Below are 14,167 nucleotides of genomic sequence, written 5' to 3'. Positions count from 1 at the left end.
GGGCCCCCATGCCGCCCGCCGCCGGGCCCGACGCCCCAGCCGAAGCCTGCCCGGTGCGCCACTGGGCCAGCCAGGCGCCGGCGCGGATCGCCATCCACGGCGACCATCCCCTCAACTATCGGCAGCTCGATGAGCGACTCAACGGCCTCTGCCAACAGCTCGAACGGGCGGGGTTAACAGCCGGCGACCGGCTGGCCGCCGTGGTGCGCGGCGCCCTGGCCGATGCCCTGCTGGCCTGGGCCTGCGTGCGCAGCGGCATCGTCTTCTGCCCGCTCAATCCCGCCTTCCCGCCGACCCGGCAGGCCGAGCTGGCGCATCAGCTGGCGGTGGCCGCCTTCTGGTCGGCGGACGAGATGCCGGCCGGGCCCTGGCGCCCGCTGCGGCTGGATTTCGGCGCGGCGCTGAGCGCCGATGCCGGTCCCTTGCCGCTGGATCCCGCGCGGCTGTGCAACATGATCCTCACCTCGGGCTCCAGCGGCACCCCCAAGGCCGTGGTACACCGCCTCGCCAACCACCTGGCCTCGGCCCGGGGCTCCGCCGCCCTGCTCCCCCTCGATGGCGACTGCGGCTGGCTGCTCTCCCTGCCGCTGTTCCACGTCGGCGGCTACGCCATCCTGTTCCGGGTCTTTCTGGCGGGGGCCTGCCTGGTGCTGGACGATCGCAGCCGGTCCCTCAAGGATCGCCTCGAATGCCAGCCGATCACCCACCTCTCGCTGGTGCCGACCCAGCTCTGGCGCCTGCTGGCGCAGGGCTTCGATCCCGCCCGCACCCGTTTGCGCGAGCTGCTGCTCGGCGGCGCCGCCATCCCTCAGCCGCTGGTGAGCCGCCTCGGCGAGCTTGGCTTCACCCCCAAGTCGAGTTATGGCCTGTCGGAGATGGGCAGCCAGGTCTGCACCGGCCTGCCGGCCGCCCCCGGGGTGGTCGGGCGGCCGTTGCCGGGGCGGGAGCTCTGCATCCGGCAGGGGGAGATCTGCGTGCGGGGCGCCACCCTGTTCGCCGGTTACTTCAAGGCCGGCGCCCTGGAGCGGCCGCTGGACGAGGAGGGCTGGTTCCACACCCGCGACAAGGGCCACTTCACCCCGGCCGGGGAGCTGGTGGTGGAGGGGCGGCTCGACAACCTCTTCATCTCCGGCGGCGAGAACATCCAGCCCGAGACCATAGAGCAGCGGCTGGTGGATCACGGCGCCGTGGCCCAGGCGCTGGTGGTGCCCATCCCCAGTGAGGAGTGGGGGCAGCGCCCCGCCGCCTTCATCGACTGGCACGGCGAGCCGGTGCCCCATGACGAGCTGGCCGCCTGGATCAGGCAGTCATTACCTGGCTTTATGGTGCCGGACCGCTGGCTGCCCTGGCCGGATCTCGGCGGCAGCCTGAAGCCCTCCCGCAGCAAGCTGGCCGCCAGCCTGCAACCGCGCCTCTGATACTGGCCCCCCATCTGGGGCTGAGCCCTTGCTATCGATACGGCCCCTTATGGGGCTGTTTTTTTGATGTTGTTCCCCGGCTAGGAGCTCCCCTTGCGCCATCTGGCCAATTGATATTCCTTTGAAGCCCAATACCCTGTCTGGTCCCCCACGTCCACTTTCCACCAAAGGGATCATGATGAACCACCTGGGTACCCGACTGCTGCTATTGGCAGCCCCCGGCCTGCTCGCCACCTCGGCGCTGGCCAACTACTCCCCCGACTGGCAGCAATACCGGCTGAACGGCGAATCGAGCCGCCAGCTGGGGGATGGCATCACCGAAGTGGCCTACGAGCTGAGCGCCCGTGACGCCGGCGCCCCCTATCAGCAGCTGCGGGTCTATCGCCGCTTCGACTGGCGCGAGACCGATCTGGCCGCCCTGGGGGAGCAGCAATGCGGCGAGCCGCGGCTCAGGGTCGAGCAGGGCTGGCAGATCCGCTACCTCAGCTGCGAGCAGGCGGTACCGGCCGGCAAGGCCATCCCGGCCAGCAGCTATGACTTCGGCTATGGCCTGCAGCAGGGGCGCTGGGAGCCACTGGCTGGCACCCCGACCGCCCCCCGTCAGGATCGGCTGCCCCTTGCCGAGCGCATCATCCTGGGTCACAGCGAGCGAGAGCTGGATCGCTGCGAGCTCGATGCCGAGGGCCGCTGCGCCGAGCAGGTTTGGCAATACAGGCCGCAGGACTGGCAGCAGCTGAGCGTGCTGGAGGAGACCCCCAACGAGCGGGATGGCCGGCTCGATCAGATCTTCTTCCGCCTGCAGCCGGTGGCGGGCAGTCAGGCCGCCCGCCAGGTGAGCGAGCTGCACGTCTGGCGCCAATATAGCTGGCAGCTGGACGAGGCCAAGGCCCAGCAGGAGTGCGACCAGCCCCAGACCCGTCAGGAGGGGGACAAGACCATCAGCTACCGGATCTGCCGCCAGACTCTGCCCGCCGGCAGCGAGGTGCAGGTGGTGCTCAAAGACAGCGGTTATCAGTACCCAGTCGGTGGCAGCGAGTGGCAGGTCCTGCCGGAAACCGCCGAGTGGCAGGAGAGCCGGGTGCTCAATCGCCCCATAGTGCTGGCCAGCGTGGAGGAGCAGCTCGACTGCCGCCGTGCCGATGGCCGCGCCTGCTCGGAGCCGGATCTGCCTGACACCGAGCTGCTGGATGCCGAGGCCAGCCAGATAGTGCAGGACGCCAGCGGCCAGCCCGCTCCCGTCTGGCAGGAGAACTACGGCCACGACGACCGCAAGCTGCTGGCGGTGTCGCGCGGCATCCAGAGCCTGCTGGCGGCCAATCAGCCCGCCCATCCGGCCATGAAGCTGCTGCTGGAATACGTGCGCGCCCACAACTACCACAACTACGGCAAGCACAGGGAAGACGGCCCGGCCGCCGCCGAGGCGCTGGCCGAGGCACTGACCGCCCTCGGCGCCCATCAGCTGCTCTACCCGGAGCAGACCAGCGACGAGGTGGGTACCGTCATCGGCGCCTGGAGCATCGCCCTGCACGGCCAGTTCCGGAGCCCGGCAGTGCAGAGCCGCTTCGGCACCCTGCTCGGCCAGTTCAACCAGATGCTGGCCTACAGCACCCTGCATGCCGGCGAAATCAACGGCCGCCCAGCCTGGGCGACCGGGCTGTTCGATCTGCTTAACTTAATCGACTTCGCCAGCGACCATAGCGAGGCCTTCGCCGCCGACTTCCGCCAGCAGGATGAGGCGCTGCGCCGCCAGCTGCACGCCCTCGGCATGAGCGAGCTGTCCCTGTGGCAGGGCCGCAGCGGCAAGGATCTGTTCCTGATCAACAATGTGCTCGATGCCTACACCCGCCTCTACCGGGTCGCCCGCCATACCAGGCCCGATGAAAGCGACGGCTATCGCAAGCTGCTGGATGACTCCGTCATCGCCCTGATCCGCCATCACGGCCTGCTCCCTGGGGGCTCCCAGAGCCAGGATCTGCTGGCAGACATGTCGCTGACCCTCTCCACCTACTACCTGACCTACACGGATCGCACCGCCGAGGCCTGCATCAGCGGTGACTTCGCCGGACTCTGCACCCCAATACGGGTGGAAGACATACTGCCGTTCGAGCACACCTGCTCACCGACCCTGCGCCTGCGCGCCCAGGATCTGACCCAGACCCAGGCCGACGGCATCTGCCGCGAGCTGGGCGCCGAGGAGCAGCAGTTCCACCAGCAACTGGAGACCGGCTGGCAGCCGGTGGCGGATGACAACAACGAGGCGCTGGAGCTGGTGATCTTCGACTCCTCCGCCGACTGGCAGCGCTACGGCGGCGCCCTGTTTGGCGGCGTCTCCACCGACAACGGCGGCATCTACCTCGAGGGGGATCCGGCCCGCCCCGGCAACCAGGCCCGCTTCTTCGCCTATGAGGCAGAGTGGAAACGCCCCGCCTTCCAGGTGTGGAACCTGCGCCACGAGTACGTGCACTACCTGGATGGTCGCTTCAACCAGTACGGCAGCTTCGGCCACTACCCCCTCAACCGCACCACCTGGTGGGCGGAGGGGCTGGCGGAGTTCGTCGCCCACGGCCAGTGCTTCGCCCGCGGCCTGGACAATGTGGCGGCCCGCCCGGCCACCGAGCGACCCGGCCTGGCCGACATACTGCACCTGGATTACGACAAGGGGGGGGAGCTGGTCTACTCCTGGTCCTACACGGTGCACCGCTTCCTCAGCGAGACCGGCCGCGGCGCCAGCTGGCTGGCGCTGGCCCAGGCCCTGCGCAACCCGGATCAGGCGCAGGCGATGAGTGCCTTCGAGGCCGGGCTGGATCAGCTGATCGCCGATGACAGCGAGGCCTACCAGAGCTGGCTAAGTAACGACCTGCTGCCCTGGTGGGAGAGCAACCGGGACTCTGACGACTGCAAGGCCAACGACTCCTCCCACTGATGAGCGGGCGAACAGACAGGGGCAGCCAGGGCTGCCCCTTCTCTTGGGTCCAGGCTGTGCAAAGATCGCCCGCCCACGACAGTCTCTGCCCGAGTGACGCCATCGGCGGCTATCAGGCCTGACGCCGGACGCCAAGTTGTAATAGAATGGCTCCCTGTTCCCCCTTATTTCAGACCCGAACCGCACCGCGCATGAAGAAGTTTGCCAAGATCCTGCTCGCCGGCCTCTGCCTGCTGCTGGCCTCTGCCATTGCGCTGCTGGGCTACAGCGAGTGGACAGTCTCGGACGCCCGTCACTACACCTATGACGACGTCGATGCCGTGCCCTACAACCGGGTCGCCCTGGTGCTCGGCACCTCCAAGTACCTGATCGGGGGCAGCCCGAACCACTACTTCAAATACCGGATCAAGGCCGCCGCCGAGCTCTACAACAACGGCAAGGTGGACTACATCCTGGTCTCCGGCGACAACGCCACCGTGCAGTACAACGAGCCGCGCCAGATGCGGCGGGCCCTGATCCAGGCCGGCATCCCGGCCAGCGCCATCTACAGCGACTACGCGGGCTTCCGTACCCTGGACTCCATAGTGCGCGCCAAGGAGGTGTTCGGTCAGGCCCACTTCACCGTGGTGTCGCAGGCCTTCCACAACGAGCGCGCCATCTTCATCGCCCGCCACTTCGGCATCGAGGCAGTCGGCTTCAACGCCCTGGATCCCAGCGCCTATCAGGGCATCAAGACCCGGGTACGCGAGGTATTCGCCCGGCTGATGGGGCTGCTCGATCTCTATGTGCTGGACAAGGGGCCCAAGTTCCTCGGCGAGCCCATCGTCATCGGCGGTCCCATCCCCTGCCAGGCCCTGAGCACCATAGGCGCCAGCCAGCCCTGCCTGCCGATCCCCCCGGTGGCGCCGGTGCAGAAGCCGCTCGACAAGGCAGCCAGTGCGGCGACGGCAACCAGCGCAGCATCGGCAACCAGCGCGGCAACGGCAACCAGCGCGGCATCGGCAACCAGCGCGGCAACGGCAACCAGCGCGGCAACGGCAACCAGCGCGGCAACGGCAACCAGTGCGGCAACGGCAACCAGTGCGGCAACGGCAACCAGTGCGGCATCGGCAACCAGCGCGGCAACGGCAACCAGTGCGGCATCGGCAACCAGCGCGGCAACGGCAACCAGTGCGGCGACGGCAACCAGTGCGGCGACGGCAACCGCCCCCTGAGCAGACAGAAACAAGAGACCCGCCATCAGGCGGGTCTCTTGCTTTATGAGGGCAGAAAAGGAGAAGGCTCAGGCCAGCGCCAGCCGGTAGCGACGCGCCACCTCAGGCCAGTCGACCACCTTGTAGAAGGCGGCGATGTAGTCGGGGCGCTTGTTCTGGTACTTGAGGTAGTAGGCGTGCTCCCACACGTCCAGCCCCAGGATGGGCACCTGGCCCTGCATCAGGGGGCTGTCCTGGTTGGCGCTGCTCTCCACCCGCAACTTGCCCTCCTTGTCCACCACCAGCCAGGCCCAGCCGCTGCCGAAGCGGCTCAGCGCCGCCTGGGTGAAGGCCTGCTTGAAGGCATCCAGCCCCCCCAGATCCCGCACTATCGCCTCGGCCAGCTCGCCACCGGGCTCGCCGCCCCCCTGCGGGCTCATCACCTGCCAGAACAGGCTATGGTTGGCGTGGCCGCCACCATGGTTGCGCACCGCCCCTTGCACCTTGGCCGGCAGGCTGTCGAAGCTCAGCAGCAGCTCGTCCACCGGCAGGGCCGCGAATGCGGGCGCCACTTCCAGCGCGAGGTTGAGGTTGGTGATGTAGGTCTGATGGTGACGGCTGTGATGGATCTCCATGGTCAGCGCATCGATATGAGGCTCAAGCGCATCGTAGGCATAGGGCAGGGCAGGCAGGGTATGGCTCATGTTCGTCTCTCTCTTCTTGGGATCAATGCAGTCGGGAGGCTGGCTCGGCCTGACACAGGCATTGGCCGAGGCAGCGTTGAATGCCGTCGTGGCTGCCGTGCCGGCGCACGAAGGCGAGCAGCTCGGTATGGGTGTTGCGGCTGTGACGCAGGGCGGAGGCCCGCAGCGGCGCCGGACAGGCGGGGGACTGGCTGGTGGCCAGCAGGCAGTCGTGGATGTGGCACAGCAGGTCGGCGGCCCGGTCCGGCAGCGTCATGGCCACCAGCAGATCCGCCAGGTTGTGGTGCGCCACCACCAGGGCGGCCACGGCTTCGTCCGCGTCGTGCCAGCCGGCGAACTGCTGACGGGCCAGCCACAGCGCCTGCTGGTAATGGTCGAGCGCCCTGGCATGCTCACCGGCATCGAAATGGCGATTGCCGCGGAGCGTCTGCTGCTTCCAGTGCGCCATGCTGTCGTCCCCGTCGGTGGCACCGACCCATCCCTTCACCCAGCTTAGCGTCATGGCTTCAACACTCAAATGATAATAATTATTATTTAACTTATTTGACTGACGAACACAAGCGCCGGTTCGCGTGCCCGCCTCTGCCCATATGGGTAGGGTTTTTCCGTAATACCCGGTTTAGTGATCCCTTCCACAGATAGATTCGAGTGTGGCTACCATGCTCATAGGACTGGCATGAGGCCGGTGGCTGCCGGATAGGCAGCCCGTTTTCACAAGGATGATGAAGATGAAGAGATGGCTATTGGTGCTGCTGTGCGCCCTGCCCATGCTGGGCCAGGCGGCAGGTTATACCCAGACCCGTTACCCCATAGTGCTGGTGCACGGGCTGTTTGGCTTCGACAAGTTGCTCGGGGTCGATTACTTCTACGGCATCCCCCAGGCCCTGACCCGGGACGGCGCCCGCGTCTACGTGGCCCAGGTCTCCGCCACCCAGAGTTCCGAACTGCGCGGTGAACAGCTGCTCAAGCAGGTGCAGCAGGTGCTCGCCATCACCGGGGCCGAGAAGGTGAACCTCATAGGTCACTCCCACGGCGGCCCCACCATTCGCTACGTGGCCTCGGTCGCCCCCGAACTGGTCGCCTCCGCCACCAGCGTGGGCGGGGTCAACCAGGGCTCAGAGATAGCAGATCTGGTGCGCGCCAACGTCAAACCCGGCTCTGTGACCGAGCGGCTGGCGGTGGCGGCGGCTTCGGCGCTCTCCGGCGTCATCTCCCTGCTCTCCGGTGGCAGCGATCTGCCGCAGGACCCCCTCGCCTCCCTCGATGCCCTGACCAGCGCCGGCGCCCAGCGCTTCAACCAGCACTACCCGGAAGGGCTGCCCAGCCGCTACTGTGGCGAGGGACCGCTGCAAGCCGCCAACGGCGTCTATTACTTCTCCTGGAGCGGGCGCGGAAACATGACCAACATCCTGGATCCGGTGGATCCGGCGCTGGCGCTGACCGGCACCTTCTTCAAGGAGCCCAACGACGGCCTGGTCGGGGTGTGCAGCAGCCACCTCGGCAAGGTGATAGGCACCGGCTACCGGATGAACCACCTTGACGAGGTGAACCAGTCCTTCGGTATCCACCATCTGTTTGACACCGATCCCCTGACCCTCTATCGCCAGCACGCCAATCGCTTGCAGGGGCTGGGGCTATGAACAGGAGCGTGCTGATACTGGCGCTGCTGTGCCCGGCCCTGCTGCTGGGAGTGCTGGCGATCTGCCCCAGTGCGGAGCCCTCCCTGGATGCGGCCCCCGAGCAGGGTGCGCTGCGCCATCAACTGGCCCAGCGCCTGGAGCAGGGCGAGGCGGACGAGCAGGATCCGCTGCTGGCCCGCTATCGGGCCTTCCTGGCGGCGGAGGGCAGCCTGAGGGTGCCGACGGATCCTGGCCTCGCCAGCCTGCAGCTGCTGTTCGACCAGCGCGAGCAGCTGCGCCGGCAACGCTTCACCCCGGCCGAGCAGGAGCAACTGTTCGCCGAGGATCGGCTGATGGAGCAGTGGACCCTGCGCCGCAAGGCGCTGGCGGAGGCGAACGAGGCAGACAGACAGGGGCTGGCCACCGAGCTGGAGCTCTGGCTGGCGGAGCAGCCCCAGTGGTTTCGGGAGGCCGAGACCAACGGCCGCCTGCTCGGCGAGCTGCAGAGCCTGGATCGGCTGGCGCCCGCCGAGCGCGACGCCGCGCTGCTGGAGCAGCTGGGGCCGGAGGCGGTGGATCGCCTGCACCAGCTGGCGCAGAACCAGCAAGGGTTTGAGCAGCAGCTGACGGGCTATCTGGCCGAGCTAGAGCCCCTGCCCCCCTTCGAGCGGGCCGAGCAGCAGCAGGCGCTCCTGGCGCGCTGGTTTCAGCCTGAGCAGTGGCGACGAGTCGAGGCGCTGACCCGGCTGCGGCTCGGGGAGCAGCCATAAATGATGAGGGGGCCTGCTGGCCCCCTCGTCTATCCTCGATACCGTTATAGCGGCTTGTTGGCCCCCGGCATGGGCTGCCAGGTGAGGCGGGTCACCTGCGTGCCCTGCACCTCGCACTTGAAGCAGAGATCCTGCCAGCCCTTGTCCTGGCGCAGGGAGACCTCCCCCTCCATGCCACGCTCGCTCAACTTGATCTTCTCCGGCTCGGCGATCACCTTGTCACCCTTGGCCAGCACCATCAGCTTGCCGTTGCACAGCCACTGGCTCAGCTCCTTGCCCTTCAGCTTGGTGCCCTTGGCGGCCTGCTGCTCCATCGGACTGACGGCAAACAGCTGGCTCAGCTCGGCGGCCCGCTTGGTGAGCCAGGCCTCGCGCTGCTGCATGCTCATCTTGCTGACAAACTCGGCCGGCTGGCCCTTGTCATCCAGCCACTGGGTGAGGGAACCCTGGTCATCGAAGGCGAACTGGGCGGCCGGCTCCTTCACCCCGAACAGCTTGCCCCCCTTGAAGTAGTAGCGGCTCTCGCCCTCCAGCTTGCCCTGCTCGTTCATGATGGGCACGGCGATGATGACGGGGGCGCCGTCGATCCAGGCCTTGATATCCACCCCGTCATGACTGAACTGGCGGGTGTCGAGGGCACTCTGTGCCCCCTGCTCCATCAGGGTAAACTGCTCGGCCAGGGTGGCGGCCAACGAAGGTAGGGAACAGAGTCCCAGGGTCAGAGCGATCAGGGTATTGCGCATAAGTGTCCTGTGATGGGCCCGCGGGCCAGGATTAACTCTCTACCAACCAGGCCCGCAGCCCCTCCCGGTGCGTCTCACTCAGGGGACGGGATTGGCGGGTCCGGTAGTCAAAATGGATCAGGGTCGTCTCGGCGGTGACGGCCAGCTCGCCGCCCTGCCAGGCCTCCTGCCAGGCCGTGAAGGAGCTGGTGCCGATGCGGCGCACTCCGGTCTTGATCGATACCTGCTGACCGTAAAACAGCTCCCGTTTGAACTGCACCGCATAGCCCGCGATGATCAGATGCCAGTCATGCACATCCAGTTCGGGGGAGAAGAGACGGAACAGGGGATCCCTGGCCGACTCGAACCAGACCGCCGGCACAGTGTTGTTGATGTGGCCGAGGGCATCGGTTTCTTGAAAACGGGGTTGGATCTGCATTTCCAGCATGGATATCGACTCCTTGTCGTTGGACCGCGCACAGGCTAGCGCGGTCGCCCTCACGACTCAAGCGTCCCTGCATCCGGGTGGGAGCCGGCTCCGGTTTCCTCCGCCGCTCCCCCCTGTACGGGTTTTAGCCAGGCACTGCGAAAATCGAACCAGCCGAGCGCCGTCATGCGCACCCCGTGCACCCCGACCCGGCTCTCCAGCTCCAGCCAGTGATGGAACAGCGGCACGAACCAGCCCTGGCGTTGCACTTGTGCCAGCAGGGCGCGCGGCCCCGGCTCGGTGCCGCTGGCACGCCACTGCGTCAATCCCTGCCACAACCCCGGCTGGCGACCCCATACCCGCTGCAGCAGCGGCGTGCCCAGCAACCAGGCATAGGGGGCAAACGCCTGCTCGTGCTCCAGATTGAGGGTGCCGAGCCAGAGATCCACGTCCTCATCCTCCCCGCTCACCCAGCGGTCGTAATCCAAGGAGCGCACCTCCAGCCGGATGCCCTGCTCTGCCAGCAGGCTGGCCATGGCACCGGCGCACTCGTTGAACTCCAGATGCTGGTTGAAGCAGGCCAGCACCAGCCGCTCCGGCAACAGCGCGGGGCTAGGCAGCGGCGCCGGCAGGGCCTCACGCCAGTGCGGCAGCAGGCCGAGGGCGCTGGTCCAGCCCCGTTGCAGCTCGGGGGCGACCCGCGCCATCAGGGCGATGGGGTTGAGCAGGTTGGTCAGCCACTGGCGCAGGGCCGGATCCTGCAAGGGCCGGGATCTGTCGTCCTGCAGCAGGAAGTAGCAACCGGACTCCAGCTCCGACTCGCCGCGCATGGTGCCGAGCTCAGGGCTGTCGTGGCCGAGCTGCAGGTGGCTCTCCAGCCGCTCCGCCAGCTCCGGCAGCATCCAGATGTCGATCTCGTCGAGCAGGGCCCGCAGGCCGAAGTAATCGTCGAAGGCGCCCAGGCACAGTTGCAGGGGATCGTTGGCGGTCACCCGGTAGGGGCCCGTGCCCACCGGCTGCAGGGCGAAACCCGGCTCCCCCTTGAGCTCTCGCGGCAGTATGGCCGCCACCGGCTCGGCCAGCAGATGGGGCAGCCAGGGATCCGGGCTGTCCAGGTGCAGATCCAGGGTGCGCGGCCAGGGGCTCTCCAGCCGGAGCAGGTGGGCGAACAGCGGCCGCTCCCGCAACGCCAGCAGGCTCTCCATCACATCCTCCACCCCCAGCTCGCGACCGTGGTGGAAGCGCACCGCCGGCCGCAGGTAGAAGCGCCAGTGGCAGGAGCTTAGCCGTTCCCAGTGGTGGGCCAGATCCCCCTCGATTTCCCCATTTTCCTCATTTCGTCGGGTGAGGCCGTTGAAGATCTGCCGGCTCAGGTGGATTTCGGAGCGGCGCAGCGGATCCGTGGGCAGCAGCATGGGCAGCGGACGGTAGTAGGGCACCCGCAGGATCTGGCGCCCCTCCCGGGTGGCCTGGCCGAGCTGCTCGATCAGCAGCGGGGTGAGCAGATCCAGCCGATCCTCCGCCAGCCGCACCGCCTGAGCGAGCTGGCCCTGGCTCAGCAGCGCCCGCAGCCGGCGCCGGATCAGGCTCTCCTGGCTGTCGAGCAGCAGCAGCCGGGAGCGGCGTCCCCGCCCCGCCTCGGCCGACCAGCTGAGCCAGCCCTGATCCTGCATGCGCCGCAGCAGCAGGCGGGCGTTGCGCGGGGTGCAGCACAGCAGCTCGGCGACCTCGGCGAGGCTGATCTCCCGCTCCTCGTTGCCGATCTGCTGGGCGAGTCGTTGAAATTGCTGATGGAGGCGACTGGTGGGCATAAAAGAGGAAATCCTTGATAGAGAAGTCGTCAGTTTTTACTTCCGCATTTTAGCTCAATACTGTTGCCGAACATGAGAGCCACAGCACAGGAGCACCATCATGAGCCAACAAACCGCCCCCACCCCGATCCGGATCCAACAAAGCCTGCGCCGCTACTTCCGGCGGATCCTGCCCCGCCCGCTGTCGCTGGTGGAGGATCCCATGACCCAGCTCAACCGCTTGATGCAGTGGGACATGAACCAGATCGACGACAAGGAGTATCGCCGCCGCCTCTGAGGCGGACCCGGCCAGGCGAGCAGGAGGCCGGCAAGGCCACCGCAATTGCTTTGCCGGATCTGGCGGTTTACATCGCATCAGGGCCTGTTAGATTGGACATCTATCCATCCGAGACCGCGACGAGCGACATCCAACAAGGAGTGTGTGATGAAAGATGCGACCCTGGCCCTGCACCACGGCTTTTCCCACGATCCCACCACCAAGGCGGTGGCCGTGCCCATCTACCAGACCGTGGCCTACGAGTTCGACAGCGCCCAGCACGGGGCGGATCTGTTCAACCTGGCGGTGCCCGGCAACATCTACACCCGCATCATGAACCCCACCAACGACGTGCTGGAACAACGGATGGCCGCGCTGGAGGGGGGCATAGCCGGGCTGGTGGTCTCGGCGGGTTCCGCCGCCATCACCTACGCCATCCAGGCGCTGACCGCCGCCGGTGACAACATCGTCTCCACCCCCCAGCTCTATGGCGGCACCTATACCCTGTTCGCCCACATGCTGCCGAGCTTCGGGGTCGAGGTGCGCTTCGCCGCGGATGACAGCGCCGAGGCCATCGCCGCCCTCATCGACGACAGGACCAAGGCGGTCTACTGCGAGAGCATCGGCAACCCGGCGGGCAACATCGTCGATCTCGTCGCCTTCGCCAAGGTGGCCCATGCCCGCGGGGTGCCGCTCATCGTCGACAACACGGTCGCCACCCCTGTGCTGTGCAAGCCCATCGAGCACGGCGCCGACATAGTGGTGCACAGCCTCACCAAGTACGTGGGCGGCCACGGCAACTCCCTCGGCGGGGTCATCGTCGACTCGGGCAAGTTCCCCTGGGCGGATCACGCCGCGCGCTTCCCCCAGCTCACCCAGCCCGAGCCCTCCTATCATGGCGTGGTCTACACACAAGCCTTCGGGCCGGCGGCCTTCATCGGCCGTGTGCGCACCGTGCCCCTGCGCAACACAGGGGCGGCGCTGGCCCCCATGAACGCCTTCCTGCTGCTGCAGGGGCTGGAGACCCTGAGCCTGCGCATGGAGCGCCACGTGGACAACGCCCTGCGGGTCGCCCACCACCTCAAGCATCACCCCAAGGTGGCCTGGGTCAGCTACGCCGGCCTGCCGGGCCATCCCCACTATCCGCTGGCGGAGAAGTACATGGGTGGCCGCCCCTCGGCCATCCTCTCGTTCGGCCTGAAGGAGGGTTACGAGGCCGGCATCCGCTTCTACGATGCGCTGAAGATCTTCAAGCGGCTGGTCAACATCGGCGACGCCAAGTCCCTGGCCTGTCACCCGGCCTCCACCACCCATCGCCAGCTGAACGAGGAAGAGCGGGCCAAGGCGGGGGTCAAACCGGAGATGATCCGGCTGTCGGTGGGGATAGAGGCCATAGAGGACATACTGGCGGATCTGGATCAGGCGCTGGCGGCCTGAGTCGACCGAGCCCGGAGGGCGAGCCTGGCGCCCGCCCTCCGTTTTTTTGCCTTTTTGCACGGCGGAGTGAACCGACCGGCTCGCCGGCGCGTATGACTGCCTCCTGCCATCGAATCGAGGTTCTTATGATTGTCCTGCACCACCTGAACAAGTCCCGCTCCCAACGCATCATCTGGCTGCTCGAGGAGCTGGGGCTGCCTTACGAGATCAAGGCCTACCAGCGCGATGCCGCCACCTTCCTGGCGCCGCCCGAGCTCAGGGCCATCCATCCCCTCGGCAAGTCGCCGGTCATCGAGCTGGAGGGCCGGGTACTGGCGGAATCGGGCGCCATCACCGAGTACCTGATTGCCCGCCACGGCGCCGGGCAACTGGCCCCAGCCCAGGAGAGCCCCGAGTACGCCGAGTACCTGCAGTGGCTGCACTTTGCCGAGAGCTCCGGCATATTGCCGCTGCTGCTCGACATGTTCGTGCGCAAGGACGGCAGCCCGATGCGCTTCCTGCCGGGCTATGCCAAGGCGGAGTGCGCCAAGGTGCTGGGTTATCTAAATGCGGTCTTGAGCACTCGCCGCTATCTGGTGGGGGATCGCCTCTCCGGCGCCGACATCATGAACTCCTTCCTGGTGGATCTGCTGGCCCAGAGCAGGCAGCTGGCCCAGTTCCCGCACCTGCAGGCCTACTGGCAGCGGCTCAACGACCACCCGGCCCGACAGAAGGCGGCGGCGCTGGAGCGCGAGCTGGATCAGGGCGCCTGAGCCACGGCCCACGGCCCCTCACCACAGGATGCAAAACGCCCCGATCAACGGGGCGTTTTTTTGGCTCTGGCTCGGGCTCGATCCGAGGATCCACAGGTCTGAGGGAGGATCCTGGCCAGCCGGCCCGGATCCTCC

13 protein-coding genes are annotated in these 14,167 nt (G+C 67.1%); 8 read left to right on the top strand and 5 right to left on the bottom strand.

What is annotated here, in order from left to right; translation table 11 throughout:
* Positions 1-8: 8 nt before the first annotated feature.
* The 3 genes from EL255_RS02110 to EL255_RS02100 all read left to right on the top strand — a co-directional run bounded on the left by EL255_RS02110 (position 9) and on the right by EL255_RS02100 (position 5,555).
* A complete protein-coding gene (locus tag EL255_RS02110; RefSeq protein WP_042651969.1) occupies positions 9-1,418 on the top strand; it encodes an AMP-binding protein in 1,410 nt (469 codons plus the stop codon).
* 178 nt (positions 1,419-1,596) lie between these two features.
* Entirely contained in the window at positions 1,597-4,341 is a 2,745-nt protein-coding gene (locus EL255_RS02105) for a collagenase (protein ID WP_042651968.1), read from the top strand.
* Between the two features lie 191 nt (positions 4,342-4,532).
* Entirely contained in the window at positions 4,533-5,555 is a 1,023-nt protein-coding gene (locus EL255_RS02100; RefSeq protein WP_232018894.1) for a SanA/YdcF family protein, read from the top strand.
* Positions 5,556-5,623: 68 nt separating this feature from the next.
* Here EL255_RS02100 and EL255_RS02095 read toward each other — a convergent pair whose 3' ends face one another.
* Positions 5,624-6,238 carry a superoxide dismutase gene (locus EL255_RS02095; protein WP_042651967.1) on the bottom strand — a complete coding sequence of 205 codons (615 nt, stop codon included), beginning with the start codon at positions 6,236-6,238 and terminating at the stop codon, positions 5,624-5,626.
* 22 nt (positions 6,239-6,260) lie between these two features.
* Positions 6,261-6,686 (bottom strand): DUF2753 family protein, encoded by a 426-nt coding sequence (locus EL255_RS02090; RefSeq protein WP_042652186.1) that lies wholly within the window; start codon positions 6,684-6,686, stop codon positions 6,261-6,263.
* A gap of 280 nt (positions 6,687-6,966) precedes the next feature.
* Between EL255_RS02090 and EL255_RS02085 the strand changes: the two genes are divergently transcribed.
* Entirely contained in the window at positions 6,967-7,878 is a 912-nt protein-coding gene (locus tag EL255_RS02085) for a lipase family alpha/beta hydrolase (RefSeq protein WP_042651966.1), read from the top strand.
* Positions 7,875-8,627 (top strand): lipase secretion chaperone, encoded by a 753-nt coding sequence (locus EL255_RS02080; RefSeq protein WP_042651965.1) that lies wholly within the window; start codon positions 7,875-7,877, stop codon positions 8,625-8,627. Before EL255_RS02085 ends, EL255_RS02080 begins: the two co-directional genes overlap by 4 nt.
* Before the next feature lie 44 nt (positions 8,628-8,671).
* On the opposite strand, the gene EL255_RS02075 is transcribed toward EL255_RS02080, so the two are convergent.
* From EL255_RS02075 to sgrR, 3 genes are read right to left on the bottom strand one after another with little or no spacing between them, the layout of a single operon-like run.
* Positions 8,672-9,370, bottom strand: a complete 699-nt coding sequence (locus EL255_RS02075; RefSeq protein ID WP_042651964.1) for a hypothetical protein — start codon at positions 9,368-9,370, stop codon at positions 8,672-8,674.
* 31 nt (positions 9,371-9,401) lie between these two features.
* Entirely contained in the window at positions 9,402-9,797 is a 396-nt protein-coding gene (locus tag EL255_RS02070; protein ID WP_042651963.1) for an acyl-CoA thioesterase, read from the bottom strand.
* Positions 9,798-9,847: 50 nt separating this feature from the next.
* Positions 9,848-11,587: an HTH-type transcriptional regulator SgrR gene (sgrR, locus tag EL255_RS02065; protein WP_042651962.1), complete on the bottom strand. Its 1,740-nt coding sequence runs from the start codon at positions 11,585-11,587 to the stop codon at positions 9,848-9,850.
* 100 nt (positions 11,588-11,687) lie between these two features.
* Here sgrR and EL255_RS02060 point away from each other — a divergent pair, with 100 nt between their 5' ends.
* From EL255_RS02060 to EL255_RS02050, 3 genes are all read left to right on the top strand, one after another.
* Positions 11,688-11,864, top strand: coding sequence for a hypothetical protein (locus EL255_RS02060; protein ID WP_126623239.1), 177 nt, complete (start codon positions 11,688-11,690; stop codon positions 11,862-11,864).
* Positions 11,865-12,011: 147 nt separating this feature from the next.
* Positions 12,012-13,280, top strand: coding sequence for an O-acetylhomoserine aminocarboxypropyltransferase/cysteine synthase family protein (locus tag EL255_RS02055; RefSeq protein ID WP_042651961.1), 1,269 nt, complete (start codon positions 12,012-12,014; stop codon positions 13,278-13,280).
* 125 nt (positions 13,281-13,405) lie between these two features.
* Positions 13,406-14,032, top strand: coding sequence for a glutathione S-transferase family protein (locus tag EL255_RS02050; protein WP_042651960.1), 627 nt, complete (start codon positions 13,406-13,408; stop codon positions 14,030-14,032).
* Positions 14,033-14,167 lie beyond the last annotated feature (135 nt).

Origin of the sequence: Aeromonas encheleia (assembly GCF_900637545.1) — a bacterium.
GTDB lineage: Bacteria > Pseudomonadota > Gammaproteobacteria > Enterobacterales > Aeromonadaceae > Aeromonas > Aeromonas encheleia.
This window is presented reverse-complemented; position numbering and strand designations above follow the sequence as displayed.

Excerpts from the sequence above, each read along its gene's own strand:
- EL255_RS02110 (WP_042651969.1), top strand. The coding sequence starts at position 9 with ATGCCGCCCGCCGCCGGGCCCGACGCCCCAGCCGAAGCCTGCCCGGTG.
- EL255_RS02105 (WP_042651968.1), top strand. The coding sequence starts at position 1,597 with ATGAACCACCTGGGTACCCGACTGCTGCTATTGGCAGCCCCCGGCCTG.
- EL255_RS02100 (WP_232018894.1), top strand. The coding sequence starts at position 4,533 with ATGAAGAAGTTTGCCAAGATCCTGCTCGCCGGCCTCTGCCTGCTGCTG.
- EL255_RS02095 (WP_042651967.1), bottom strand. The coding sequence starts at position 6,238 with ATGAGCCATACCCTGCCTGCCCTGCCCTATGCCTACGATGCGCTTGAG.
- EL255_RS02090 (WP_042652186.1), bottom strand. The coding sequence starts at position 6,686 with ATGGCGCACTGGAAGCAGCAGACGCTCCGCGGCAATCGCCATTTCGAT.
- EL255_RS02085 (WP_042651966.1), top strand. The coding sequence starts at position 6,967 with ATGAAGAGATGGCTATTGGTGCTGCTGTGCGCCCTGCCCATGCTGGGC.
- EL255_RS02080 (WP_042651965.1), top strand. The coding sequence starts at position 7,875 with ATGAACAGGAGCGTGCTGATACTGGCGCTGCTGTGCCCGGCCCTGCTG.
- EL255_RS02075 (WP_042651964.1), bottom strand. The coding sequence starts at position 9,370 with ATGCGCAATACCCTGATCGCTCTGACCCTGGGACTCTGTTCCCTACCT.
- EL255_RS02070 (WP_042651963.1), bottom strand. The coding sequence starts at position 9,797 with ATGCTGGAAATGCAGATCCAACCCCGTTTTCAAGAAACCGATGCCCTC.
- sgrR (WP_042651962.1), bottom strand. The coding sequence starts at position 11,587 with ATGCCCACCAGTCGCCTCCATCAGCAATTTCAACGACTCGCCCAGCAG.
- EL255_RS02060 (WP_126623239.1), top strand. The coding sequence starts at position 11,688 with ATGAGCCAACAAACCGCCCCCACCCCGATCCGGATCCAACAAAGCCTG.
- EL255_RS02055 (WP_042651961.1), top strand. The coding sequence starts at position 12,012 with ATGAAAGATGCGACCCTGGCCCTGCACCACGGCTTTTCCCACGATCCC.
- EL255_RS02050 (WP_042651960.1), top strand. The coding sequence starts at position 13,406 with ATGATTGTCCTGCACCACCTGAACAAGTCCCGCTCCCAACGCATCATC.